The organism is Roseateles sp. GW821-FHT09B06, from assembly GCF_059418245.1.
Map to the genome: position 1 here is coordinate 48,884 of NZ_JBWKPM010000007.1, position 22,992 is coordinate 71,875.

24 protein-coding genes are annotated in these 22,992 nt (G+C 68.4%); 14 read left to right on the forward strand and 10 right to left on the reverse strand.

The window, feature by feature from the left end; all coding sequences use genetic code 11:
- Positions 1 to 273 precede the first annotated feature (273 nt).
- Complete coding sequence (locus AC07OQ_RS08375; protein ID WP_495052650.1) at positions 274 to 2,673, forward strand: penicillin-binding protein 1A; 2,400 nt, start codon at positions 274 to 276, stop codon at positions 2,671 to 2,673.
- Positions 2,674 to 2,785: 112 nt separating this feature from the next.
- On the opposite strand, the gene cyaY is transcribed toward AC07OQ_RS08375, so the two are convergent.
- Positions 2,786 to 3,142, reverse strand: a complete 357-nt coding sequence (cyaY, locus tag AC07OQ_RS08380) for an iron donor protein CyaY (protein WP_495052651.1) — start codon at positions 3,140 to 3,142, stop codon at positions 2,786 to 2,788.
- A 19-nt stretch (positions 3,143 to 3,161) separates the two neighbouring features.
- On the opposite strand from cyaY, the gene lptM reads away from it, so the two are divergent.
- Positions 3,162 to 3,317 (forward strand): LPS translocon maturation chaperone LptM, encoded by a 156-nt coding sequence (gene lptM, locus AC07OQ_RS08385; RefSeq protein WP_495052652.1) that lies wholly within the window; start codon positions 3,162 to 3,164, stop codon positions 3,315 to 3,317.
- Positions 3,318 to 3,333: 16 nt separating this feature from the next.
- On the opposite strand, the gene AC07OQ_RS08390 is transcribed toward lptM, so the two are convergent.
- From AC07OQ_RS08390 to AC07OQ_RS08415, 6 genes are all read right to left on the reverse strand, one after another.
- The gene (locus tag AC07OQ_RS08390) at positions 3,334 to 4,338 is read right to left on the reverse strand and encodes an ABC transporter ATP-binding protein (protein ID WP_495052653.1); all 1,005 of its coding nucleotides are present in this window, start codon (positions 4,336 to 4,338) and stop codon (positions 3,334 to 3,336) included.
- A complete protein-coding gene (locus AC07OQ_RS08395) occupies positions 4,335 to 5,321 on the reverse strand; it encodes an ABC transporter ATP-binding protein (RefSeq protein ID WP_495052654.1) in 987 nt (328 codons plus the stop codon). The genes AC07OQ_RS08390 and AC07OQ_RS08395 overlap by 4 nt, the downstream gene beginning before the upstream one ends.
- Before the next feature lie 100 nt (positions 5,322 to 5,421).
- The gene (locus AC07OQ_RS08400) at positions 5,422 to 6,375 is read right to left on the reverse strand and encodes an ABC transporter permease (RefSeq protein WP_495052655.1); all 954 of its coding nucleotides are present in this window, start codon (positions 6,373 to 6,375) and stop codon (positions 5,422 to 5,424) included.
- Positions 6,372 to 7,613, reverse strand: a complete 1,242-nt coding sequence (locus tag AC07OQ_RS08405) for a M20 aminoacylase family protein (protein ID WP_495052656.1) — start codon at positions 7,611 to 7,613, stop codon at positions 6,372 to 6,374. The genes AC07OQ_RS08400 and AC07OQ_RS08405 overlap by 4 nt, the downstream gene beginning before the upstream one ends.
- A gap of 1 nt (position 7,614) precedes the next feature.
- Positions 7,615 to 8,598, reverse strand: coding sequence for an ABC transporter permease (locus AC07OQ_RS08410; RefSeq protein ID WP_495052657.1), 984 nt, complete (start codon positions 8,596 to 8,598; stop codon positions 7,615 to 7,617).
- 256 nt (positions 8,599 to 8,854) lie between these two features.
- The gene (locus AC07OQ_RS08415) at positions 8,855 to 9,592 is read right to left on the reverse strand and encodes a DUF3047 domain-containing protein (RefSeq protein ID WP_495052658.1); all 738 of its coding nucleotides are present in this window, start codon (positions 9,590 to 9,592) and stop codon (positions 8,855 to 8,857) included.
- Between the two features lie 233 nt (positions 9,593 to 9,825).
- Here AC07OQ_RS08415 and AC07OQ_RS08420 point away from each other — a divergent pair, with 233 nt between their 5' ends.
- A complete protein-coding gene (locus tag AC07OQ_RS08420) occupies positions 9,826 to 10,884 on the forward strand; it encodes a porin (protein ID WP_495052659.1) in 1,059 nt (352 codons plus the stop codon).
- Positions 10,885 to 11,188: 304 nt separating this feature from the next.
- Here the strand turns inward: AC07OQ_RS08420 and AC07OQ_RS08425 are convergent, their stop codons facing one another.
- Positions 11,189 to 12,379 carry a porin gene (locus AC07OQ_RS08425; protein ID WP_495052660.1) on the reverse strand — a complete coding sequence of 397 codons (1,191 nt, stop codon included), beginning with the start codon at positions 12,377 to 12,379 and terminating at the stop codon, positions 11,189 to 11,191.
- Positions 12,380 to 12,490: 111 nt separating this feature from the next.
- Between AC07OQ_RS08425 and coq7 the strand changes: the two genes are divergently transcribed.
- Positions 12,491 to 13,138, forward strand: a complete 648-nt coding sequence (gene coq7, locus AC07OQ_RS08430) for a 2-polyprenyl-3-methyl-6-methoxy-1,4-benzoquinone monooxygenase (protein ID WP_495052661.1) — start codon at positions 12,491 to 12,493, stop codon at positions 13,136 to 13,138.
- Here the strand turns inward: coq7 and AC07OQ_RS08435 are convergent, their stop codons facing one another.
- Positions 13,139 to 13,561: an OsmC family protein gene (locus tag AC07OQ_RS08435; RefSeq protein WP_495052662.1), complete on the reverse strand. Its 423-nt coding sequence runs from the start codon at positions 13,559 to 13,561 to the stop codon at positions 13,139 to 13,141.
- A 417-nt stretch (positions 13,562 to 13,978) separates the two neighbouring features.
- Between AC07OQ_RS08435 and ilvA the strand changes: the two genes are divergently transcribed.
- Positions 13,979 to 15,556, forward strand: a complete 1,578-nt coding sequence (gene ilvA, locus AC07OQ_RS08440) for a threonine ammonia-lyase, biosynthetic (protein ID WP_495052663.1) — start codon at positions 13,979 to 13,981, stop codon at positions 15,554 to 15,556.
- Between the two features lie 51 nt (positions 15,557 to 15,607).
- Positions 15,608 to 16,702 (forward strand): nicotinate-nucleotide--dimethylbenzimidazole phosphoribosyltransferase, encoded by a 1,095-nt coding sequence (locus tag AC07OQ_RS08445; RefSeq protein ID WP_495052664.1) that lies wholly within the window; start codon positions 15,608 to 15,610, stop codon positions 16,700 to 16,702.
- On the opposite strand, the gene AC07OQ_RS08450 is transcribed toward AC07OQ_RS08445, so the two are convergent.
- Complete coding sequence (locus tag AC07OQ_RS08450; RefSeq protein WP_495052665.1) at positions 16,703 to 17,314, reverse strand: hypothetical protein; 612 nt, start codon at positions 17,312 to 17,314, stop codon at positions 16,703 to 16,705.
- Between the two features lie 54 nt (positions 17,315 to 17,368).
- Between AC07OQ_RS08450 and gspG the strand changes: the two genes are divergently transcribed.
- The 8 genes from gspG to gspN all read left to right on the forward strand — a co-directional run bounded on the left by gspG (position 17,369) and on the right by gspN (position 22,991).
- Positions 17,369 to 17,827: a type II secretion system major pseudopilin GspG gene (gene gspG / locus AC07OQ_RS08455; RefSeq protein ID WP_495052666.1), complete on the forward strand. Its 459-nt coding sequence runs from the start codon at positions 17,369 to 17,371 to the stop codon at positions 17,825 to 17,827.
- A 109-nt stretch (positions 17,828 to 17,936) separates the two neighbouring features.
- A complete protein-coding gene (locus AC07OQ_RS08460) occupies positions 17,937 to 18,389 on the forward strand; it encodes a pilus assembly FimT family protein (protein ID WP_495052667.1) in 453 nt (150 codons plus the stop codon).
- Positions 18,386 to 18,751, forward strand: a complete 366-nt coding sequence (gene gspI / locus AC07OQ_RS08465) for a type II secretion system minor pseudopilin GspI (protein ID WP_495052668.1) — start codon at positions 18,386 to 18,388, stop codon at positions 18,749 to 18,751. The genes AC07OQ_RS08460 and gspI overlap by 4 nt, the downstream gene beginning before the upstream one ends.
- The gene (locus tag AC07OQ_RS08470) at positions 18,751 to 19,401 is read left to right on the forward strand and encodes a type II secretion system protein GspJ (protein ID WP_495052669.1); all 651 of its coding nucleotides are present in this window, start codon (positions 18,751 to 18,753) and stop codon (positions 19,399 to 19,401) included. The genes gspI and AC07OQ_RS08470 overlap by 1 nt, the downstream gene beginning before the upstream one ends.
- Positions 19,398 to 20,348 (forward strand): type II secretion system minor pseudopilin GspK, encoded by a 951-nt coding sequence (gspK, locus tag AC07OQ_RS08475; protein WP_495052670.1) that lies wholly within the window; start codon positions 19,398 to 19,400, stop codon positions 20,346 to 20,348. The genes AC07OQ_RS08470 and gspK overlap by 4 nt, the downstream gene beginning before the upstream one ends.
- Before the next feature lie 59 nt (positions 20,349 to 20,407).
- A complete protein-coding gene (gene gspL / locus AC07OQ_RS08480; protein ID WP_495052671.1) occupies positions 20,408 to 21,649 on the forward strand; it encodes a type II secretion system protein GspL in 1,242 nt (413 codons plus the stop codon).
- Complete coding sequence (locus AC07OQ_RS08485; RefSeq protein ID WP_495052672.1) at positions 21,646 to 22,167, forward strand: type II secretion system protein M; 522 nt, start codon at positions 21,646 to 21,648, stop codon at positions 22,165 to 22,167. The genes gspL and AC07OQ_RS08485 overlap by 4 nt, the downstream gene beginning before the upstream one ends.
- Positions 22,164 to 22,991, forward strand: coding sequence for a type II secretion system protein N (gene gspN / locus AC07OQ_RS08490; protein WP_495052673.1), 828 nt, complete (start codon positions 22,164 to 22,166; stop codon positions 22,989 to 22,991). Before AC07OQ_RS08485 ends, gspN begins: the two co-directional genes overlap by 4 nt.
- The last annotated feature ends 1 nt before the right edge of the window (position 22,992 follow it).

The following is a 22,992-nucleotide window of genomic DNA, read 5'->3' on the forward strand; positions in this document are numbered from 1 at the left end:
TACGTCAAGTATTCCCACGACGTGAACCCCCCAACGCGCTTAGGCAGCGCCCAACTATTAATAAGTTACTTGAATGCTAGCAGTAATGCCTTTGACGCCACGAGGCTTTCCCGCCACACAGCAAGTAACACCACGTTGCGAAACATACACGCCCGCCGGCAATCGAAAGCTCGGAAAAACACCTCCTTTACGGCCCCTGCAACCGGCTGCTAACAAGCGACAGCCCCGTTCGCCGGCGCTTTCTATAATGAGCGCACGCTATCCGAAAGGCCCATGAGCGACGCCCAGAAAAAGACCTCCCGGAGTTCCGCACCCGAGTCCTCGCGAGCCTCCCGCCCTCACCCCGTCCTGGCGCTTGCCGGCCGCAGCCTGGCCTGGCTGCTGGGCCTGGCGCTGGCAGGCCTGCTGTCGGTGCTGCTGCTGGTCGGCCTGGGCCTGGCCATGGCCTACCCCAACCTGCCCGACATCGGCGGCCTGACCGACTACCGGCCGAAGCTGCCGCTGCGCGTGCTGTCCAGCGAGGGGGTTCTGCTGGGCGAGTTCGGCGAGGAGCGGCGCAGCTATCTGCCGGTGGCCCAGATCCCCAAGGTCATGCAGGACGCCGTGCTGGCGATCGAGGACGCGCGCTTCTACCAGCATGGCGGCGTCGACTACCTGGGCGTGCTGCGCGCCGGCCTGGCGAACATCAGCGACTCGCGCAGCCAGGGCGCCTCCACCATCACGATGCAGGTGGCGCGCAATTTCTATCTGTCCACCGAAAAGACCTTCACCCGCAAGATCTACGAGATCCTGCTGGCGCTCAAGATCGAGCGCGTCCTGCCCAAGGACAAGATCCTCGAGATCTATATGAACCAGATCTTCCTGGGGCACCGCGCCTACGGTTTCGCGGCCGCCAGCGAGGTCTATTTCGGCAAGCCGCTCAAGGACATCTCGATCGCCGAGGCGGCCATGCTGGCCGGCCTGCCCAAGGCGCCCTCGGCCTACAACCCGATCAGCAATCCGCGCCGCGCCACCCTGCGCCAGCAGTACATCATCGATCGCATGCTGGACAACGGTTTCATCACCGAGGAGCAGCATGCCGAGGCCAAGGCCCAGCGCCTGCGCTACCGGCCCCAGATCAGCGAGAACGCCGCCCATGCCGAGTATGTGGCCGAAGCCGCGCGCCAGCTGATCTTCAGCCAGTACGGCGACGACACCTACAGCCGCGGCCTGAATGTCTATCTGACGATACGCGCCGACGAGCAGCTGGCCGCCTACCGCGCGCTGCGCCGAGGCATCATGGACTACGAGCGGCGCCAGGTCTACCGCGGCCCGGAGGCCTATGTGGACCTGCCCGCCGAGCCGGCCGACCTGGACAGCCGCATCGCCGAGGCCCTGTCCGACCATCCGCCCAATGACGAGTTGCTGCCGGCGGTCGTGCTCAGCGCCGACCCGAAGAAGGTGGTGGCGATGCTGCAGAACGGCGAGCCGGTGGAAATCGTCGGCGAAGGCCTCAAACCCGCCAGCTCGGGCCTGACCGACCGCGGCAATCCCAAGACCCGTATCCGCCGCGGCGCCATCATCCGGGTGCTGAAGACCGGCAAGGAAGGCAGCAAGGAGCCCTGGACCGTCACCCAGTTGCCCGAGGTCGAGGGCGCCTTCGTCTCGATGGATCCGCGCAACGGCAATCTGCGTGCCCTGGTCGGCGGCTTCGACTACGCCAAGAACAAGTTCAACCATGTCACCCAGGCCTGGCGCCAGCCCGGCTCCGCCTTCAAGCCCTTCATCTACTCGGCGGCCCTGGAAAAGGGCTTCACACCCAGCACGGTGGTCAACGACGCCCCGCTGTTCTTCGATGCCACCACCACCGGCAGCCAGCCCTGGGAGCCGAAGAACTACGACGGCACCTTCGAGGGCCCGATGCCGCTGCGCCGCGCGCTGGCCAGGTCCAAGAACATGGTGTCGATCCGCGTGCTGCAGTCCAGCGGCGTGCATTTCACCCAGGACTGGATCGGACGTTTCGGTTTCGAGGCCGACAAGCACCCCGCCTACCTGACGATGGCGCTGGGCGCCGGCTCGGTCACGCCGATGCAGATGGCTCAGGCCTATGGCGTATTCGCCAACGGCGGCCATCTGCTGGCACCGCGCCTGATCGCGCGCCTGACGGACAATTCCGGCCGCCAGCTCTACCAGGCCCCGACGGCCGAGGCCGAACAGAGCCCGCTGGTGATCGAACCGCGCAACGCCTTCCTGATGAGCAGCCTGCTGCAGGAGGTCACGCGCAGCGGCACCGCGGCGCGGGCCCAGTCGGCCCTCAAGCGCACCGATCTCTACGGCAAGACCGGTACCACCAACGACTCGATGGACGCCTGGTTCGCCGGCTACCAGCGCGAGGTGGTGGCCGTGGTCTGGATCGGCTACGACCAGCCGCGCAAGCTGGGCAGCCGCGAAACCGGCGGCGGCCTGTCGCTGCCGGTCTGGATCGAGTACATGGGCTTTGCGCTGCGCAATGCGCCGGTGGCCGAGTACAGCGCCCCCGAGGGGGTCGTGAACCTGAACGGCGAGTGGTACTACGACGAGTACGCCGGCAACAGCGGTGTGCGGGCGCTGAGCAATGACACCGGCCACGCGCCCCAGTCCCAGGACACGAGCCCCGAGGAAAAGAAGAGCATCCTCGACCTGTTCAGGCGCTGACCCTGAGCGCCGCGCACGCCTTCAGGGGGCCGCCCTGTTGAACCGGCAGAGTCGGATTGGCGGATTGGCAGATTGGCGAATTGGATCTGCGGGCCGCGCCGGGCCACAAAGCTCAGCGTGGCATGAAAACCAGTTCGCGGCCGCCCTGCTCGCTGGCGGACTTCGACAGCACCGCATGGAACTCCCGCCCCTCGCGCTCCAGCCATTGGCCGTTCACATGGCGGAAGTGGTAGCCGCCGGCACGCGCCGCCAGCCAGAGCTCCTGCAGCGGCGGCTGGGTGTTCAGCACGATCTTGCTGCCGTTCGGGAAACTCAACTCCAGCAGGCCGCCGGTGCGGTGGGTGTCGATGTCGATCACATCGGCCTCCAGCCAGACATCGACCTGCGCCTCGACCCCGGCCAGCACGGCATTGGCCTTGGCGTGATAGTCGGCGTCGCTGAGTGGGGTGCTGGCAAGGGCGGCGGTCATGACCGATAAACTCGTGGCAATGAATACATCCACAAGTGTAGGTCCGCGCGCCCTCGCCGTCCTGGGCGCAGCCCTGTTCTCCCTGCTGCTGGCGGGCTGCGGCCAGAAAGGGCCGCTGAAACTGCCGGAGCAGCCCAAGCCGCCGGCCGCGGCCGCCTCGCAGCCGAAGGCCTGATGAGGCGACCGGCGCCCTAGATTCGCCCTTCCTCGACGGCGTGGCAGGCCACCTGCACGCCCTTGAACTCGAGCAGCGCGGGCCGTTCGGCCTTGCAGCGCGCATTGGCATGCGGGCAGCGCGGGTGGAAGCTGCAGCCGCTGGGCGGGTTCAGCGGGTTCGGCACCTCGCCCTGCACCGGCGTGCGGGCGCGGCCCGACATATGGATGTCGGGAATCGCGTCCAGCAGCATGCGCGTGTAGGGGTGGCGCGGCGCGGCGAACAGATCGGCCTTGTCGGCCACCTCCACGAGGCGCCCCAGGTACATCACGCCGACCTGGTCCGACACATGGCGCACCACCGCCAGGTTGTGCGAGATGAACAGATAGGTCAGGCCCTGCTTGCGCTGCAGGTCCTTCATGATGTTCAGCACCTGGGCCTGCACCGAGACATCCAGCGCCGAGGTGGGCTCGTCGCAGACCAGGAACTCGGGCTCGGTGGCCAGCGCGCGGGCGATCGAGATGCGCTGGCGCTGGCCGCCGGAGAACTGGTGCGGGAACTTCTCGCGGTCCGCCGGCGACAGGCCCACCGACTGCAGCAACTCGCCGACACGCGTTTTCAGTTCCTCCGGCCGACTGATCAGTCCATGCTCGCGCAGCGGCTCGCCGATGATGTCCTGCACCTTCCAGCGCGGGTTCAGCGAGGCGTAGGGATCCTGGAAGATCATCTGCATGCGCCGGCGCAGCGCCTGGGCGCCCCCGGGACCACCGGCGGCCAGGGTCTGGGCGGTATCGGCGCCGTCGAAGCTGACCGCGCCGCGCGTGGGCTTATACAGCCCCACCAGCAGGCGCGCCACCGTGCTCTTGCCACAGCCCGATTCGCCGACCAGGGCCAAGGTCTTGCCCTTCTGGATGCTAAAGCTGACACCATCGACCGCATGCACGAAGGCCCTGGGCTTGCGCTCGACGACACGGTTCAGCCAGGGTGGCGAGACATCGAAGATCTTGGCCAGATCCCGGACTTCGACCAGCGGGCGGCTCATACGGCGGTTTCCTTGTGGGCTTCGGCATGCAGCCAGCAGGAGGCCTTCGTGGCCTGCACCTGCATCAGTTCGGGGCGCTCGGTGCGGCAACGGCCGAACACCTTGGGGCAGCGCGGGTTGTAGGCGCAACCCGCGGGAATCGTGTTCAGACGCGGCATCGCGCCGTCGATCTGCAAGAGGCGCTCGCGATCCTCGTCCATCGCGGGAATCGAGCCCATCAGGCCCACCGTGTAGGGATGTGCCGGCTTGTGGATCACATCGTGCACCGGCCCGATCTCGGCCACGCGGCCCGCATACATCACGGCCACGCGGTCGCAGGTCTCGGCGATCACGCCCATGTCGTGCGTCACCAACATCACCGCAGCCCCCTGCTCCTTGCAGATGCGCTTGAGCAGCGAAATGATCTGCGCCTGGATCGACACGTCCAGCGCCGTGGTCGGCTCGTCGGCCACGATCAGTTTGGGTTCGGCCGCCAGGGCCAGCGCGATCACGACGCGTTGGCGCATGCCGCCGGAGAACTGGTGCGGGTACTGGTCGATACGCTGCTCGGCGGCCGGGATGCCGGTCTGCTTCAGCAGATCGATCGCACGGGCGCGCGCCTGGCTCTCGCTCAGGTTCAGGTGCGTCGTGATCGTCTCGATCAGCTGGCGGCCCACCGTGTACAGCGGGTTCAGCGAGGTGAGCGGATCCTGGAACACCGCGCCGATCTGGCGGCCGCGGATCTTGCGCATCTCGTCGTAGGGCAGGTTGTCGATGCGCCGGCCCGCGAGCAGGATCTCGCCGCCGGCGATGCGCCCGGGCGGATCCAAGAGGCCGATTATCGAGGCACCGGTCAGCGACTTGCCGGCGCCGGATTCGCCCACCACGCCCAGGATCTCGCCCGGCGCGATGTCGAAGTTGATGTCGTCCAGCGCCAGCAGGGTGCCGCGCCGTGTCGGAAACTCGACGCGCAGATGGCGGACTTCAAGCAGGGGTGCGGTCATGGGGTGGTCTTCAGTTGCCGAGCAGGTGCCGCCGATCCGGCCTTGCCGGGCGGTCGGCGCCGCCCCCTCGAGGGGGCGCGCGAAGCGCGTAGGGGGTGGATCATCTCAGGCGAGGGTTCAGCGCATCGCGCAGCCAGTCGCCCAGCAGGTTCACCGACAAGGCGATCAGCACCAGCATCACGCCGGGCCAGATCGTGATCCACCATTCGCCGGAGAACAGGAAGTCGTTGCCGACGCGGATCAGCGTCCCGAGCGAGGGGCTGGTCGGCGGCACGCCGACGCCCAGGAAGGACAGGGTCGCCTCAGTGATGATGGCCGCCGCGACCTGGATCGTGGCCAGCACCAGCACCGGCCCCAGCACATTGGGCAGCACATGCTTGCGCATGATGCGCAGCGGGCTGACGCCGATCACGCGCGCGGCCTGCACATATTCCTTGTTGCGCTCCACCATCGTCGAGCCGCGCACCGTGCGCGCGTACTGCACCCAGCCGGTCAAGGCGATCGCGAAGATCAGCACCGCAAAGGCCAGCGTGTCATGGGCATTGGGGAACATCGCGCGGCCCACGCCATCGATCAGCAGCGCGATCAGGATCGAGGGGAAGGACAGCATCACGTCGCAGACGCGCATGATGAAGGCGTCCACCCTGCCGCCGACGAAGCCGGCCAAGAGGCCGAGACCGACGCCGATCAGCATCGACAGCAGCACCGAGGCCAGGCCGACGAACAGCGAGATGCGCGCGCCGTACATCAGCGCCGAGAGGATGTCGCGCCCCTGGTCGTCGGTGCCCAGCAGGTACTTGGTCGAGCCTTCGGCCTCCCAGGCCGGCGGCAGGCGCGCATCCATCAGCTCCAGCGAGGCCAGGTCGAAGGGGTTGTGCGGCGCGACGAACTCGGCGAACACGGCACAGAACACGCAGACGGTGGCAATCAGCGCCGCAACGATGGCGGTTGGCGAGCGGGTGAAAGAATGCCAGACGTCGCCGTCGAAGAAGCGCCTGAATGCGCTCGGGGCGGCCACCGCGGCGGCGGTGGAGCTTGGGGGACGGGAACTCATTGAGCAGGAACTCCGGGTGGCGTGGCGATGGCGAGGGGCAGGCCTTGCTCGACCAGGGCGGCGAACAGCGCGCCGCCCAGCGGCAGGATCTCGTCGTTGAAGTCGTAGCGAGGGTTGTGCAGGCCGCAGGCATTGCCGCTGCCATCGGTCGCGGCCTGGCCGATGCGCAGGTAGGCGCCGGGCTTGGCCTGCAGCATGAAGGAGAAGTCCTCCGAGCCCATGCTCGGCGGCAGGTCGGTCTGGACATTGGCCTCGCCGACCACAGACTGAGCGACCCGGGCCGCGAACAGCGCCTCGGGCGCCGTGTTGATGGTGGCCGGGTAGAGCCGCTTGTAATTCACCGTCGCATGGCCGCCGAAACCCAGGGCCAGCGATTCGATCAGGGCATTGAGCCGCTCCTCGACCAACTGCTGCACCTCCGGTCGGAAGCTGCGCACGGTGCCGCTCAGGCGCGCCTCGCGCGGGATCACGCTGAAGGCGCCCGCATCGCCGGCCTGCATCGAGCACAGGCTGATGACGGCCTGGTCCATCGGCGCGACATTGCGCGACACCAGGCTCTGCACCGCCGTGATCACATGGCCGGCCATCAGCACCGGGTCGATGGCCAAGTGAGGGTGCGCGCCATGGCCGCCGCGGCCCTGCAGCACGATCTCGATCTGGTCGGCCGCCGCCATCATCGCGCCCGTGTTCAGGCCGATGCGTCCGGCCGGCATCAGCGGCCAGTTGTGCATCGCATAAACCGACTCGACCGGAAAGCGCTCGAACAGGCCATCCTTGATCATCTCGCGCGCGCCGGCATAGCCCTCCTCGCCGGGCTGGAAGATCAGCACCGCGGTGCCGTCGAACTGGCGCGTCTCGACGAGGTGGCGCGCCGCCGCGACCAGCATCGCGGTATGGCCGTCGTGGCCGCAGGCATGCATCAGGCCCGGCGTGGCGGAGCGCCAGGGCACGTCGTTGTCCTCCTGCAGCGGCAGCGCATCCATGTCGGCGCGCAGGCCCAGCATGCGGCCACCGGCGCCGCCGCGGCCATGGATCAGGGCCACGACGCCGGTGCGGCCGATGCCGGTGTGGATCTCGTCGACGCCGCAGACGCGCAAGGCCTCGACCACGCGCGCCGCGGTGCGCGTCTCCTGGAAACCGAGTTCCGGCATCGCATGCAGCTCGCGCCGCAAGGCGGTCAGTTCGCCGCGCAGCGCGAAGAGGCGCTGGTAGGCGCCGTTGTCGGCCAAGGCTGCCATCTCAATGGCCTCCGGCCTTGCCTTCGATGCGCAGGCGCGGATCGACCGCGAAATAGAGCATGTCGACCAGCAGGTTGATCGTGACGAAGATGAAGGAGATCAGGCACAGATAGGCGGCCATCACCGGAATGTCGGCGAACTGCACGGCCTGGATGAAGAGCAGTCCCATGCCGGGCCACTGGAACACGGTCTCGGTGATGATGGCGAAGGCGATCAGCGAGCCGAGCTGCAGGCCGGTGATCGTGATCACCGGCACCAGGGTGTTCTTCAGCGCATGCCCGAAGTAGACCGAACGGTCGGAGAGGCCGCGGGCGCGCGCGAACTTGATGTAGTCGGTGCGCAGCACCTCCAGCATCTCGGCGCGCACCAGGCGCATGATCAGGGTCAGCTGGAACACCGACAGCGTGACCGCGGGCAGCAGCAGGTGCTTGAGGCCGTCCCAGGTCAACAGGCCCGTGGTCCAGGTACCGAAGGCGACCACGTCGCCGCGCCCGAAGCTCGGCAGCCATTTCAGGTTCACCGCGAAGATCAGGATCAGGAGAATGCCGATCAGGAAGGTCGGCAGCGACACGCCCAGCAGCGACAAGGTCATCAGCAGCTGCGACGCGAAGCGGCCGCGCCGCAGCGCCGCGTAGACCCCCAGCGGGATGCCCACCAGCAGGGCGATCACACCGGCCGCCGTGGCCAACTCCAAGGTGGCGGGGAAGCGCTCGACGATCAGCGTGGAAACCTTGCGCCCCTGGCGCAGGCTCAGGCCGAACTCGCCCTGCACCGCGTTGCCGATGAACTTGGCGAACTGCACCGGGAAGGGATCGTCCAGGCCCAGGTCGCGGCGCAGCTGTTCACGCTGCTCCTGCGTGGCATCCTGACCCAGCAGATTGGTGACCGGGTCGCCGACATACTGGAACAGCATGAAGGCGATGAAGGCCACCGTCAGCATCACGACGATGGCCTGCGCGAGGCGTCTCAGAATAAAAACTAGCATGTCTTGGTCGGCGATTGATGAGTGAGGCCCGGCGCAGCGCTGCTTGCCGCATGCATGATTCAGGCCACCCCGGCGACACGCCCGCAGACGTTCACGTCGCGCGCCAAGCTTGGCAGCTGGTCACAGCAAGGCAGCCCCTCAGCGCATGCTCCGGCAGCGCCGCACCACCGAGGGGCGTCCTGCCGTCTGGGCGCCATCATGGACAAGTCCGCCCGCGCGACAAACCGGGAAAGCCCTGATGAAAAGACGGCCCGGTTCAGAAAACAAGACTGCCCGGCAGACTGCGCTGCTGAGCGTCGCGGAACACCATGGCGCCATAGCAGGCCTCGGCACGCGTACCGGTGTTGTCGCCATCGGTCATGAAGGCCGCACCGACCAGGGAGCCGGGCTCCTCGCCGAAGGCGCGCCGGTAGTCGGCCGCGATGTCGCGCTCGAAGCGGCGCCAGCGCGCCGGCTCGGCCGACCCGGAGCCGACGACGATCTTGCGGATGCGGTCGCTGCGCGCGCTGACCACGAGGGTCTCGGGCGCCGCCTTGGCGTCCCAGACATACATCAGGGTCGCGAAGGGCGGCGCCTCGCCGCTGACGGTCTCGGCCAGTTCGAACAGCATGCGATTGCGTGCCGAGAGCCGCGCCACGTCGCCGTCGAAGGCCAGCAGCAGCCGCGCCGGGGCGTCGTCGGTTTCGGGTGCCGCGACGGTGGCGTTCTGCTGATGGCTGGCAATCCACCAGTCGAACTCCAGCCGCTCGACCTGCCGAACGTCCAGTTGCAGGCGCCGCCGCCACATGCTGACCGAGCGCTCGGCATGGGCCAGCACGCAGGGCCGCCCGCCGCGCTCGGCCAGGCTGTAGTTCGTCCTGCGCTTGCCGGGCAATTCGCGCATGACCCAGCCGTCCAGCTCGGGCGGCCGCTCGGCGGGTAGCGGAACCTGCGGCGTTTGCGCGCAGGCCGTCAGCAGCAGGGTGGACAGGCAGAACAGACGCAGGGGATTCATCGCGGGGCGGTGCAGAACATGGATCGGCTACGGCGCCTTGCCCACCAAGATCGGCAGGGGCCGCGAGTATCGCAGCGCGCCGACGGGCGTCGTACCGCCGGATCGGGTGTCACCAAGGCGCCAGGTGCGAGCAGGGTTTGCTCTTGTTGGCCTGTTGCAACAAGCGGCAATCTTGTTAGCGCTCTTCGCACAGAATCAGTCTCGGACCCCTATCACAAATAAAGGAGACATCGATGAACAAGGCCGTACTGGCTCTGAGTATCTTGGCAGCCAGCACCAGCGCCGCCTGGGCGCAGTCCAGCGTGACCCTGTACGGCATCGTTGATGCCGGCCTGCGCTGGACCAGCAATGCCAATCCGGGTGTCGCCAAGAAGACCATGACTCCCGGCGGCATGTCGCAGAGCCGCCTGGGCGTCAATATCTCCGAGGACATGGGGGGCGGCCTGCGGGCCATTGCCAACCTGGAGCATCGCCTGAACTCCGACACCGGCACGGTCGCCGCGGCCGATTTCTGGCGCCAGTCCTGGGTCGGCATCCAGTCGAGCGATTTCGGCCGCGTCACCCTCGGCCGCCAGTACAACATCCTGTTCGACATCTACACCTCGACCTACGCCTCCTTCCGGTACTCGCCCTATATCGAGGCCTACAAGCCCGAGATCGGCCTGTCGATGGGCGCCCGTCAGGACAATATGGTCAAGTACCTGGTCGAGTTCGGTCCGGTCCGCGGCGAGCTCCAGGTCTCCGCCGGCGAAGGCAACTCGCAGAACAAGTCTCATGGCGGCTTGCTGCGCTATGCCCAGGGCCCGATCGCGGTGGGTGGCGCCTTCCTGCAGGTCGAGGACACGCTGGGCAAGAAGGTCAAGGGCACCACCTTCGGCGGCTCGTACACCACCGGTCCTTGGTACATCAATGCGTCCTGGGCACAGAACAAGTTCGACAGCGGCGGTCTGCTGGGGGCCGCCTACACGGCCGGCCTGCTGGGGCCTGTGCTGAACGCGGCCGCCAACGACGTGAAGAAGCGCGACATGATCTCGGCCGGAGCCACCTATCAGCTGACCACCCAGCTGAATCTGGGCGCGCATTACTGGTATGCCACCCAGACCCACTACAGCCCGCTGCGTCCGCAGAAGAGCAAGGGCGACTACTTCGCCGTCGTTGCGGATTACGCCTTCTCCAAGCGCACCGATGCCTATCTGGAGATGGACTACACCAAGTTCGACGGTCATGTTGCCTACGGCAACAATGCCACCAAGCGCGGCGGCGCGATGGTCGGCGTTCGGCACCGCTTCTGAGCGCCAAGACCGCATCACGGTCAGCCAGCCAAGCCGCCTTCGGGCGGCTTTTTCATTGCTGGCGAAGTGTTGTTCGGCGCACAACACCCACCCAGCCCGACTCGCCAGAGGTCGGCAAGACGGTTAGACAGATATGCAGGCCAATCGATGCCGCCGCCCGCGAACGGCGTCGTGACCGTGGAATCTCCACGCGCCGACATCCGCTCTTCACCGCCCCCGCCATCCGGGCGGCCTCACGCCCACAAAAAAGCCGCCCGAAGGCGGCTCTCGATTCCGAGACAGGCCCGCCGAAGCGGGCCGATCATCAGAAAGCGTGGCGGATACCCACTTCAACGGCACCGTTGTCGTAGTTGTTCTTGATCAGGGCAGCGTTCTGGCCGGCGACGATGAACTTGGCGGTCGCCTTGTTCTTGATCATCGCGGCCGTGCCGTACAGAGCGGTGCGCTTGGACATGTCATAGACATAACCGACGGCGAACTGGTCGGCGTCGCCGAAGCTGGCGGCCTTCGCTGCATTGTTGGCGTCAGCCGTGGTGTAGCTGGCGCGCAGCGTGCCGCTGCCCAGAGGCATGGTCGCGCCGATCGTGTACAGGTTCTGCTTGCGGGTGGTGCCGCCGTTGATGTCGTACTTGTTCTGGCTGTAGATGCCGACCAGCTTGAACAGGCCGAAGTTGTACGAACCGGCAGCGGTGGCGGTCTTGAAATCGCCGGTGATGGTCTCGGTCTTGCTGACGCCGCCGTTCACATTGATCGGGCCTTGGGCATAGCCCACACGGCCGCCAACGTACTTGCCGCCCACCGAGCCTTCGCCGGCGGCCACGGCCGCTTCACCGTAGAAGCCGCCCAGGTTGCCCGGCAGGAAGTAACCAACCATATTGTCGGCACGGGTCTTGGTGTCAGCACCGCTGCCCAGCACCGAGTACAGGTTGGCAATGTCGCCAACGCCGTTGGTGCCGAACGGATCGAAGTCGGCGTAGGCGTTCCAGCTCGGGGTCAGGTAACGGCCCATGCGGACCTCACCGAAGTCGCCCGACAGGCTCACGGTCGAGCGGCCATGCCAGAAACGGCTGCTGGTCAGGTTGCCGTTGTCCGAATTGAAGCGGTGCTCGATCCAGAAGCTGGCCTTCAGGCCGCCACCCAGGTCCTCGACGCCACGGAAGCCCAGACGGCTGCTGGCCAGGCCGTTGTTGCCCATGGTTTGGGTAGTCGCACCGCCGCCCTTGTTGTAGCGCACGTTGGCATCAACGATACCGAACAGCGTGACCGACGACTGAGCTGCCGCAGCACCGACCATCGAGCCGAGCACGGCCAGCGCAATCAGGGATTTCTTCATTCGATTCTCCTTGGTTGAGTAAGAGGTCCCGATCCGGGAAGCCCTTCTGACAGGGCCGATCAGGCCAACCTCCTGAGCGGAAGTTGACGTATTGCACCAGAGCAAACCCTGGATGACCAGATGCGGACGGTGAAAAGCGAAGGCTTCGTTGTCGGAGCGCAACGAGGCGCGAAACTCAAAAAAACGTCATTTGCGTGGAGCACATTTGCTGGGCAAGAGATTGCGAAAAAGCAAACGACGTGCCGGGCAGCCCAGGCCTCTTAAACTCTGTGCATGCGTGTTTCATCATCCCGACTCTCGGCCCCCGACCGCCTGCTGGCCAGCCTGGATCATGGCCTGCGTACGGTATTCGGTCACCATGGCAGTGCGCGGCCGGCGCCGGCGCCGGCGGCGACGGCACCTCCCTTGGACGAACATGAGCAGCGCCTGTCCGGCGCGCTGATGCGCGTCAATCATGTGGGCGAGATCTGCGCCCAAGCGCTGTACCAGTCCCAGGCCCTCATTTGCAAGGACGAGGCGCTGCGCGCGCATTTCCTGCACGCCGCCCAGGAAGAGGTGGACCACCTGGCCTGGACGCGCGACCGACTGCGGGAACTGAACAGCCACACCAGCTACCTGGCCCCGCTATGGTGGGGCGGAGCTTTTGCCTTCGGCACCCTGGCCGGGCTGGCCGGCGACAAGCTGAGTCTGGGCTTCGTGGTCGAAACCGAGCGCCAGGTGGAAGCGCATCTGGCCGGTCATCTGGACCGCCTGCCCGCGTCCGACCAAACCTCGCGCGCCATCGTCGAGCAGATGAAGCAGGATGAAGCCCGTCATGCCGAGGAGGCGCTGGCCGCCGGCGGCCGGGAACTGCCCATGCCCGTCAAGGGCCTGATGCGCGCGGCGGCCAAGGTGATGACCCTGACCGCTCATCACATCTGATCAGACCTCGACGATCTCCACCGAGGTCGTGATCGCGGCCGTCTTGGCCAGCATGATGCTGGCCGAACAGTATTTCTCGTGCGACAGCGCCACCGCCCGCTCCACCGCGGCCGGATTCAGGCCCTTGCCCGTGACCACGAAATGCATGTGGATGCTGGTGAAAACCTTGGGGTCGCTGGGCGCCCGCTCGGCCTTCAGTTGCACCCGGCAGCCCTGCACGTCCTGACGTCCGCGCTTGAGGATCAGCACCACGTCATAGGCGGTGCAGCCACCGGTGCCGGCCAACACCGTTTCCATCGGCCGCGGCGCGAGATTGCGGCCGCCACCATCCGGGGAGCCGTCCATCGCCAGCATATGGCCGCTGCCGGTTTCGGCCACAAAGGCCATACCGTCGGCCCCCATCCAATTGATCGTGCATTCCATCGGGATTCCTTGTGATGCCACTCATTCCCCGCCGGCGGCGGCCGTGAATTTCTCACCCGCAGGACAAAAACATATTGCAGCGCAACATGAACCGGCATTAGAATTCTAATCAGTCAGACGAAAACGAGTCGCAAACGTATGCGACTATATGCCGAACAAGGTTATTGCCAAAATGAAGCATAGATCCCTCGTTATGCACCGTTTTGGAGAATAGCAATTCTAGCGAACGGTCCCCGGATCTGGTTTTCGTCGCACCGGTTGTCTCCTCCACCGCCTCCATGGTGGATTCAGCCCGAGCCCGCAAGGACTCGGGCTTTTTTTCGTCCTCGTCGGATTACGCACCATAACGGTGAAATTAGCCCTCCAGGCCCTCGCTTATGATGCTGCACCGCAATAGTCAGCATTGGAGAGCATGTCATGGCCGGCCCAGCCCCTTCGCGCCGCAAGCCTCGGAAGCAGCTTGGCAAGCCCGCATTGATTCACAGTGACAACAGCTATCTGCAGCGCATCCTGAACGCGAAGGTCTACGAGGTCGCCATCGAGAGTTCTCTCGATGCCGCCAAGAATCTCTCCAAGCGCTTGGCCAACAAGGTGTTTCTGAAACGCGAGGACCAGCAGCCCGTTTTCAGCTTCAAACTGCGCGGCGCCTACAACAAGATGGCCCATCTCTCGCCCGAGGCGCGCGCTCAGGGCGTGATCTGCGCCTCGGCCGGCAACCATGCCCAGGGCGTGGCCCTGTCGGCCAAGCGTCTGGGCTGTCGCGCCGTCATCGTGATGCCGGTCACCTCGCCCAAGGTCAAGATCGATGCCGTCCAGGCCCTGGGCGGCGAGGTCGTGCTGCATGGCGACAGCTTCACCGACGCCTATGGCCGCGCCATCGAACTGGAGCGCGAGCAGGGCCTGAGCTTCGTCCACCCCTTTGACGACCCCGACGTGATCGCCGGCCAAGGCACGATCGCGATGGAGATCCTGCGCCAGCACCCCGGGCCGATCGACGCGATCTTCGTAGCCATCGGCGGTGGCGGCCTGATCTCCGGGGTGGCCGCCTATATCAAGGCGGTGCGCCCCGAGATCAAGGTGATCGGCGTGCAGACCAAGGACTCCGATGCCATGATCCGCTCGGTCAAGGCCGGCAAGCGCGTGCAACTCAGCGACGTGGGCCTGTTCTCCGACGGCACCGCGGTCAAGCTGGCCGGCGAGGAAACCTTCCGCATCACCCGGGCCCTGGTGGACGACTTCATCACCGTGGACACCGACGCCGTCTGCGCCGCCATCAAGGACGTGTTCGAGGACACCCGCAGCATCCTCGAGCCCGCCGGCGGCCTGGGCGTGGCCGCGATCAAGCAGTACGTCGCCAAGACCGGCGCCAAGGGCCAGACCCTGGTGGCCATCACCAGCGGCGCCAATATGAACTTCGACCGCCTGCGCTTCGTCGCCGAGCGTGCCGAGGTCGGCGAGCAGCGCGAGGCCTTGTTCGCCGTCACCATCCCCGAGGAACGCGGCAGCTTCCTGCGCTTTTGCGAACTGCTGGGGCCGCGCAGCGTCACCGAGTTCAACTACCGCATCGCCGATGCCGAGGCCGCCCATATCTTCGTCGGCATCTCGATCAGCAAGCCCGACGAGGCCGACAAGCTGAGCAAGCTCTTCGTCAAGCATGGCTTCCCGAACGAGAACCTGACGGACAACGAACTGGCCAAGCAGCACCTGCGCCACATGGTCGGAGGCCGCGGCGAACTGGCCAGGAACGAGCGCCTGTACAGCTTCACCTTCCCCGAGCGCCCCGGTGCGCTGATGCGCTTCCTGGCCAGCATGCATCCGGACTGGAACATCAGCCTGTTCCACTACCGCAACCAGGGCGCCGACTACGGCCGCATCCTGGTGGGCATCCAGGTACCCAGGGGCGACAGCGCCGCCTTGCGCGACTTCATCGGCTCGCTCAACTACCCCTTCGAGGACGAGAGCCAGAACCCGGTCTACAAGCTCTTCCTGCGCTAGGGCCGCCGCGGATGACGCCGCGCCCGGCTTGACCCCAGAATCAGGCCTGCCATGCCCATCCACCAGTCCCTGATCTCGCCGACCGCCAATCCCGAACTGGAACGGGCCCTGCGCGAACGCATCGACCGGCGTGCGGCCATCGCCGGCGGCATGGGCGAGTTGGAACCGCTGGCCGTGCGCCTGGGGCTGGTGCAGAACACCCTGAGCCCGCGCTTTCGCGATCCCACGCTGGCGCTGTTTGCGGCCGACCATGGCCTCGCCGTGGACGGCATCGACCTGCTGCATGGCCGCAGCACGCGCGAGCAGGCCATGCTGGCCCTGCAGCAACGCCTGCCGGTGGCCGTGTTCGCACGGCTGCAGGGCCTGCAGCTGAGCGTGGTGGACTGCGGCGTGGCCGAGCCGCTGGGCCCGCATCCCAAGCTGCTGGCGCGCAAGATCGCACATGGCACGCGCAACGCCCGCGTCGGTCCGGCCATGAGCCTGGAGCAGGCCCATGCCGGCCTGCGCGTCGGCATGGAAATCGTGAACAGCCTGAGCGGCAATGCGCTGGCCTGCGCCGGTCTGGGCCAGGGCTCGGAGGAAAGCGCGGCCCTGCTGCTCGCCGCCCTGACCGGCAACCCCTTGCGCGACTTCATCGTCTCCGGCCCCGACATGCGCCAGGACCGCCTGGCCCATCTGCTGCTGATCCTGCAAAACGCCCAGGGCCGTCATCGCGAACTGCGCGAGCCGCTGGACGTGCTGGCCGCGCTGGGCGGCTTCGAGATCGCGGTGATGGCCGGCGCGATGCTGGTGGCCGCGGCGAAGCGCCAGCTGATCATCGTCGACGGCCTGGCCGCCTGCGCGGCACTGAAGGTGGCCTCCCTGATCGCCGCGCCGGTCACCGACTACGCGGTGTTCTGCCGCAGCCATGGTCACCGCGGGCTGGACGAGGCGCTGGCCCTGTTCCACGCCTCGGCCCTGCTGGAACTGGGCATGGAGGGCAGCGACGGCACCGGCGCCGCGCTGGCCTGGCCCTTGATCCGCAGCGCGGCCGCCCTGCTCAGCGAACTGCCCGAGCTCGCTCACAAGCCGGCCGCAGCCCCTCCCGATTCCCAACCCCTGCCGATCCTGCCCCCGCCGGTCGGCGGACCGGCGAGCAAGCTCTGATCAGCGCGTCGTCTCGCGGCGCGGCGGACCGGCCTCGGCCGGCTGCAGCGGCTGCTGGACCGGCGGGGCCACCGGCACCATCGCCGAGGGTGGGGGCGGCGTCACGGCCGCGGCGGGTGGCGCGGGCTCCTGGCCGGGCAGCGGCTCGCTGCGCACCACCGGCAGGCTGCCGGTATTGGCCGGCGCCGGCGGCGCCAGGGTCAGCTTCAGGCTCACAACACCCTGGCTGCCCAGGGCGGCGGAGTTGCCGTCCAGGGCCAGCAGGCGCATCTCGCCGTCGACCGCAGCGCCGACCCGCACCGGACGCGGCGGCGCCCCATCCACCGCGATCATGGCCACGCCCTCCCCCGCATGCGCGGTGCCGGCCTGTTTGGGCGCTACCAGGCCCACCAGCTTGTAGCGTCCCTCGCCGGCGGCCACAGCCAGCGGCGCCGCGACGGCCTGGGGCTCGCCCAGCAGCCGCGACAGATTGGCGCGCGGGCCGGCGGCGTCGACGGCCGGCACGGCCTGCGCCGGCACCGGCAGCGGCCGGGCACCCAGCTTCAGCCACCAGAAAACGCTGACACAGGCCAGCAAGGCCCAGACCACGAAAGCCAACAATCGAGCAAGCATGTGCCGATTATGATTCAGCGATTCAGTCGATCGGCCCCCACCGCCAGCCTCTCCATGCAAACACGCCCCTCCCTCAAGCGCCTGCTGGCGCGCGGTCCAGCGAACCGGACTACCGGTTTCACCCTGATCGAGCTGTTGGTCGTGCTGGTCATCATCGGCGTGCTGGCGGCCCTGGTCGTGCCCAATGTGCTGGACCGCGCCGACGACGCGCGCGTCACGGCGGCACGCACCGACGTCAACAACCTGATGCAGGCCCTCAAGCTTTACAAGCTCGACAACCAGCGCTTCCCCACCGGCGAACAGGGCCTGGAGGCGCTGGTGCGCAAGCCCGGCAGCGGCCCGGCACCGGCCAACTGGAAGCCCTATGTCGAAAAGCTGCCCAACGACCCCTGGGGCCGGCCCTATCAGTACGTCAACCCGGGCGTGAAGGGCGAGATCGATGTCTACAGCTTCGGTGCCGACGGCCAGGCCGGCGGTGAAGGCAAGGACGCCGACATCGGCTCCTGGCAGTAAGGTGACCCACCCCCTACCGGCTGCACCGGCCCCCTCCAGGGGGCAACGCCGGCCACCCGGCAAGGCCGGATCGGCACCGTTCGCTGGGGAAGACCTCCGTTTCAAATGGGTGGCGGGAAGGCCATCGCCTTGCCGGGGTTTCACGCTGATCGAGCTGCTGGTGGTGGTGGCCCTGATCGCCATTGCCACCGCCACCCTGAGCCTGGCGCTGCGCGATCCGGCCAGCGCCCAGCTGGAACGCGAGGCCGAACGCCTCGCGGCCCTGTTCGAGACCGCCCGCGCGGAAGCGCGCGCCGCCGGACTGGCGGTGCAATGGCGCCCGGTGTCGGACAATCCCGACGCGCATTTCCGCTTCCAGGGCCTGCCGGCGCGCATGCAGCTGCCCAGCCGCTGGCTGGGCGAGCCGGTGGCGGTGGAGATCGCCGGCGCCGCCAGCGTGCGCCTGGGGCCGGAGCCGGTGATCGGTGCGCAGCGCCTGCGCCTGTCGCTCGGCAATCAGCGCCTGCTGCTGGTCAGCGACGGGCTGGGGCCCTTCCATACCGAGAGCGAGGAACCGTCATGAGTCGCCGGTGCGCGCGCGGCTTCACGCTGGTGGAGGTGCTGGTGGCGCTGGTCATCGTCGGCATCACCCTGGCCGCCGGCCTGAAGGCGGCCGGCGCCCTGACCGACAATGCCGAACGCCTGCTCCAGGTCAGCGCCGCCCAATGGTGCGCCGAGAACCAGCTGACCGAGCTGCGCCTCTCCGGCCAGTTCCCCGGCGTCGGCGACAGCGATTTCAGCTGCCAGCAACTGGGCCGCGACTACCACGGCCAACTGCAGATACGGCCCACGCCCAACCCCAATTTCCGCCGCATCGATGCGCTGATGGCCAATGCCGACGGCGTGCCCCTGCTCTCGCTCACCACCATCATGGGACGGTACTGATGGCGCCCGCCAGACAAGGCCATGCGCCGGGCTTCACCCTGGTCGAGGTGCTGGTGGCCCTGCTGATCCTGGCCGGCATCGCGGTGATGTCCTGGCGCGGCATCGACGGCATGCTGCGCAGCCGCGAGATCAGCCAGGGCAGCCTGGAGCGCAGCGAGCGCCTGCAGGCCGTGCTGGTGCAATGGGAGCAGGACCTCGGCGCCCTGCAGGACGGCGAGGTGGTCGACCCGCTGAGCTTCGACGGCGCCAGCCTGCGCATCACGCGGCGCCAGGACGCGGGCCTGCAGCTGGTCAGCTGGAGCCTGCGCAACGGCCAGCTCTATCGCTGGGCCAGCCCGGTGTTCACCACTCGCCGCGCGCTCGCCGAGGCCTACACCAGCAGCCAGCAGGGGCTGGCCACCCAAGGCCAGCTGCTGCCGGCGCTGGACGGACTGGACGGCTGGCAGATGTTCTTCTATCGCGGCAATGCCTGGAGCAATGCCCAGTCCAGCGGCGACGTGGCCGCGCCCGCCGCCTCGGCGGCCTCCGGCGTGGAGACGACGGAAGCCCGCGTGCTGCCCCGCGGCGTGCGCATGGTCCTGCAGTTCGCGCCCGGCGGCCAGCTGGCCGGCAGCCTGACGCGCCAGGTCCTGCTGGGGCCGCAATCATGAGACGCCGGCCGCAGCGCGGCGCCGCCCTGCTGACGGCGATGCTGATCGTCGCCCTGGTCGCCAGCCTGGCCGGGGCCATGGTGTGGCGTCAGTACCGGGCCGTGCAGATCGAGGCCGCCGACCGCGCGCGCGCGCAGGCCGCCTGGGTGCTGCAGGGCGCGCTGGACTGGGCCCGCCTGATCCTGCGCGAGGATGCGCGGGCCAACCGCAACGAGCCGGTCGACCATCTTGGCGAGGTCTGGGCCGTGCCACTGGCCGAGTCGCGGCTGTCCACCTTCCTGGCGGCCGACCGCGACAACGTCGTCGACGGCGAGGGGCCCGAGGCCTTCCTGTCCGGCAGCCTGAGCGACGCCCAGGCGCGCTACAACCTGCGCAACCTGCTGGGCGGCACCGAGACGCCGGCCCTCGAGCTGCGCACCCTGGAGCGACTGTGCGAAAGCGCCGCGGTGCCGACCGACACCGCCGGCCGCATCGCCAGCCAGCTGCGCGCCGCCTTTGCCGGCTCGTCCGATGCCGAGGGCGTCGCGCTGAAGCCGCGCGATCTGGACCAGCTGCGCTGGCTGGGCCTGAGCGCGGACACCATCGAGCGCCTGCGCCCCCTGGTGACCCTGCTGCCGCGCCCCACGCCGGTGAACCTGAACACCGCGCCGCGCGAGGTGATCGCCGCACTGTTCGACGGCATGGACCTGGCCTCGGCCCAGCGTCTGGTACAGGCGCGCCAGTCCTCGCCGCTGCGCAATCTGGAACAGGCCAAGGCCCAGCTGCCGCAAAGCGTCGCCCTGAGCGCCGAACGCGCCTCGGTCGGCTCGTCCTACTTCATCGTCAGCGGCCGGCTGCGCCTGGACGAGCGCCTGCTGGAGGAACGTTCGCTGATCTGGCGGCGCGATCTCGACATGCAGGTGCTGAGCCGCCAACGCGTCAACCTGATCGCCGAAACCGGCGGCTGATGCGCACCTCGCGCGGCCGGCCCGTCACCTCCTCCTAGAATGCCCCACCGATTCATGCCATGAGCACCCTGATCCTTCTCCTGCCCCAGCGCAGCCGGATGCGCGCCCAGGGCCTGACCGCGCCCGTCGCTCCGAACGACGGCGCGCGCGAATACGACTATGTGCTGACCCTGGACGGCAAGCATGTCGAGGCCCAGGGGCGTGCCGCCGCCGCCCTGCTGCCGCGCGCCGACAGCGTGCTGGCCGTGCCGGCCGATGCCGACATCGCCTGGCAACGCCTGACCCTGCCGCGCATCGGCCGCAGCAAGCTGCGCGCCGCGCTGGCCGGCCTGCTGGAGGAGGCCCTGCTGGACGACACCGAGAGCCTGCACTTCGCCATCGAGCCCGAGATGCTGGGCGGCGAAGCGGCCTGGGTGGCGGTGACCCAGCGCGCAGCGCTGGCCGAGCAGCTGGCGCAGCTGGAGCGGGCCCAGCTCTTCGTCGACCGCGTCACGCCGCTGAGCTGGCCCGAAAGCCAGATCGGCGGCCAGGCGCGCGGCCATTTCTTCGAGGATGGCGCGCGCGGCCTGCAGCTGAACTGGAGCCATGCCGACGGCTCGGCCACGCTGTGCCTGGCCGGCAGCCTGGCCCGCGACCTGTTCCCGCCCGCCACCGTGCAGTCCGCCGGCTGGACCGGCACGCCCGGCGTGATTCCGGCCGCCGAGCGCTGGCTGGGCTCCACGGTCGCCCCGCTGACCGAGGCCGAGCGCGCCCTGCAGGCGCTGCGCTCGCCCTGGGATCTGCGCCAGTTCGAGCTGGCGCCGCGCACCCGCGGCATCCGCGCGCTGCGCGAGTTCTGGCGCGGCCTGCAGAGCCCGCGCTGGCGGCCGGTGCGCTGGGGCCTTGCGGGCCTGGTCGCGGTGCAGCTGCTGGGCCTGAACCTGTGGTCCTGGCAGCAGCAGCGCCAGCTGCAGGAACGCCGCGCGGCGCTGGCCAGCACCTTGCGCGGCGCCCATCCGCAGGTGCGCGCCGTGCTCGACGCGCCGGTGCAGATGCGGCGCGAGACCGAGCTGCTGCGCGCCAATGCCGGCCGCGCCGGCGAGCAGGATCTCGAGACCCTGTTGTCCGCGGCCGCCACCGCCTGGCCCAGCGAGCGCGGCCCGATCGACGCGCTGAGCTTCGAGACCGGCCGCCTGCAGATATCCGCCAATGGCTGGAGTGAGACCCAGATCCAGCAATTCCGCCGCCAGCTGCAAAGCGAGGGCTGGCAGCTCGACCTGGCCGACGGCCGCATGAGCCTCAGCCGCGCCCGCACCCTATGAGCAAGAAACTTCTCGGTCTCGATGCCGACAGCCCCGCCGGCCAGCGCTGGCAGGCCCTGCAGCAGCATTGGCTGGCGCTCGGCGCGCGCGAGCGCGCTCTGCTGCAGCTGGCCGGCACGGCGCTGCTGCTGCTGCTGGTCTGGAGCCTGGCCGTCGGCCCGGCCCTGCGGACCCTGCGCCAGGCGCCGGCCCAACTGGCCGAGTTGGACCTGCAGCTGCAGTCCATGCAGGCCATGGCGCTGGAAGCGCGCGAGCTGCGCCAGCTGCCCGCCGTGCCGGCGGCCCAGGCCCAGCAGGCGCTGCGCGCGGCCAGCGAGCATCTGGGCGCGGCGGCGCGGCTGAGCATCACCGGCGAGCGCGCCGTGCTGAGCCTCAACGGTGTCGACAGCGAGGACCTGCAGACCTGGCTGGGCGAGGTGCGCAGCGCCGCCCGCGCCCGTCCGATCGAGGCCAGCCTGCAGCGCGGGGCGAACGGCTTCACCGGTTCGATCGTGCTGGCACTGGGTGCCGCACCATGATCAACAGCTCGGGCGCGGCCCGCCCTCATCACCCGCACCCCTCGCGGCGCTGGAGCATCGCCGGCGCCTTGCTGGGCGCCCTGCTGGCCCTGCTGGCATTCGCGCCGGCCAGTTGGCTGGCCCATGGCCTGGCCCGCGCCACCGACGGCCATCTGCTGCTGGCCGAGACGCGCGGCAGCGTCTGGAACGGCTCCGGCCTGCTGGTGCTCACCGGCGGCGCCGGCAGCCGGGACGCCAGCGTGCTGCCCGGCCGGGTGGACTGGCAGATCGGCCTGCGCGGCATGGCCCTGCTGCTGACGGCACGCCAGGCCTGCTGCATCAACGGCGAGCTGCAGCTGCTGATCCGCCCCGGCCTGGGGCGCTTCTCGGTCAGCCTGCCGCAGAGCGGCAGCGACTGGCTGGCCCGCTTCCCCGCGGCCCTGCTGGGCGGTCTCGGGACGCCCTGGAACACCCTGCAGCTCGGCGGCGGCATGCGCCTGGCGGCACGCGACTTCAGCCTCGAATGGGCCCAGGGCCGCTGGCGCCAGCTGGGCCAGCTGGACCTGGACTTCGTCAACATGTCCTCGCGCGTCGCGACCCTGGCGCCGCTGGGCAGCTACCGCTTCAGCATCGCCGCCAACCCGGGCCAGGAAGGGGTTTCGACCCTGCGCCTGACCACGCTGGACGGCGCCCTGCTGCTGAATGGCCAGGGCAGCCTCAGCAGCGGCCGGGTGCGCTTCCAGGGCGAGGCCCAGGCCGCGCCCGAGCGCGAAGAGGCCTTGAACAATCTCCTGAACATCATCGGACGTCGCCAGGGTGCGCGCTCCCTCATTTCGATCGGATAGA

Coding starts and splice junctions, on each gene's coding strand:
- AC07OQ_RS08395 (WP_495052654.1), bottom strand. CDS start 5,321: ATGACCGCACCCCTGCTTGAAGTCCGCCATCTGCGCGTCGAGTTTCCG.
- gspN (WP_495052673.1), top strand. CDS start 22,164: ATGATCAACAGCTCGGGCGCGGCCCGCCCTCATCACCCGCACCCCTCG.
- AC07OQ_RS08470 (WP_495052669.1), top strand. CDS start 18,751: ATGGCGCCCGCCAGACAAGGCCATGCGCCGGGCTTCACCCTGGTCGAG.
- AC07OQ_RS08400 (WP_495052655.1), bottom strand. CDS start 6,375: ATGAGTTCCCGTCCCCCAAGCTCCACCGCCGCCGCGGTGGCCGCCCCG.
- gspK (WP_495052670.1), top strand. CDS start 19,398: ATGAGACGCCGGCCGCAGCGCGGCGCCGCCCTGCTGACGGCGATGCTG.
- gspG (WP_495052666.1), top strand. CDS start 17,369: ATGCAAACACGCCCCTCCCTCAAGCGCCTGCTGGCGCGCGGTCCAGCG.
- AC07OQ_RS08450 (WP_495052665.1), bottom strand. CDS start 17,314: ATGCTTGCTCGATTGTTGGCTTTCGTGGTCTGGGCCTTGCTGGCCTGT.
- cyaY (WP_495052651.1), bottom strand. CDS start 3,142: ATGACCGCCGCCCTTGCCAGCACCCCACTCAGCGACGCCGACTATCAC.
- gspL (WP_495052671.1), top strand. CDS start 20,408: ATGAGCACCCTGATCCTTCTCCTGCCCCAGCGCAGCCGGATGCGCGCC.
- AC07OQ_RS08405 (WP_495052656.1), bottom strand. CDS start 7,613: ATGGCAGCCTTGGCCGACAACGGCGCCTACCAGCGCCTCTTCGCGCTG.
- AC07OQ_RS08410 (WP_495052657.1), bottom strand. CDS start 8,598: ATGCTAGTTTTTATTCTGAGACGCCTCGCGCAGGCCATCGTCGTGATG.
- lptM (WP_495052652.1), top strand. CDS start 3,162: ATGAATACATCCACAAGTGTAGGTCCGCGCGCCCTCGCCGTCCTGGGC.
- AC07OQ_RS08420 (WP_495052659.1), top strand. CDS start 9,826: ATGAACAAGGCCGTACTGGCTCTGAGTATCTTGGCAGCCAGCACCAGC.
- coq7 (WP_495052661.1), top strand. CDS start 12,491: ATGCGTGTTTCATCATCCCGACTCTCGGCCCCCGACCGCCTGCTGGCC.
- AC07OQ_RS08375 (WP_495052650.1), top strand. CDS start 274: ATGAGCGACGCCCAGAAAAAGACCTCCCGGAGTTCCGCACCCGAGTCC.
- AC07OQ_RS08485 (WP_495052672.1), top strand. CDS start 21,646: ATGAGCAAGAAACTTCTCGGTCTCGATGCCGACAGCCCCGCCGGCCAG.
- AC07OQ_RS08390 (WP_495052653.1), bottom strand. CDS start 4,338: ATGAGCCGCCCGCTGGTCGAAGTCCGGGATCTGGCCAAGATCTTCGAT.
- ilvA (WP_495052663.1), top strand. CDS start 13,979: ATGGCCGGCCCAGCCCCTTCGCGCCGCAAGCCTCGGAAGCAGCTTGGC.
- AC07OQ_RS08435 (WP_495052662.1), bottom strand. CDS start 13,561: ATGGAATGCACGATCAATTGGATGGGGGCCGACGGTATGGCCTTTGTG.
- AC07OQ_RS08415 (WP_495052658.1), bottom strand. CDS start 9,592: ATGAATCCCCTGCGTCTGTTCTGCCTGTCCACCCTGCTGCTGACGGCC.
- gspI (WP_495052668.1), top strand. CDS start 18,386: ATGAGTCGCCGGTGCGCGCGCGGCTTCACGCTGGTGGAGGTGCTGGTG.
- AC07OQ_RS08445 (WP_495052664.1), top strand. CDS start 15,608: ATGCCCATCCACCAGTCCCTGATCTCGCCGACCGCCAATCCCGAACTG.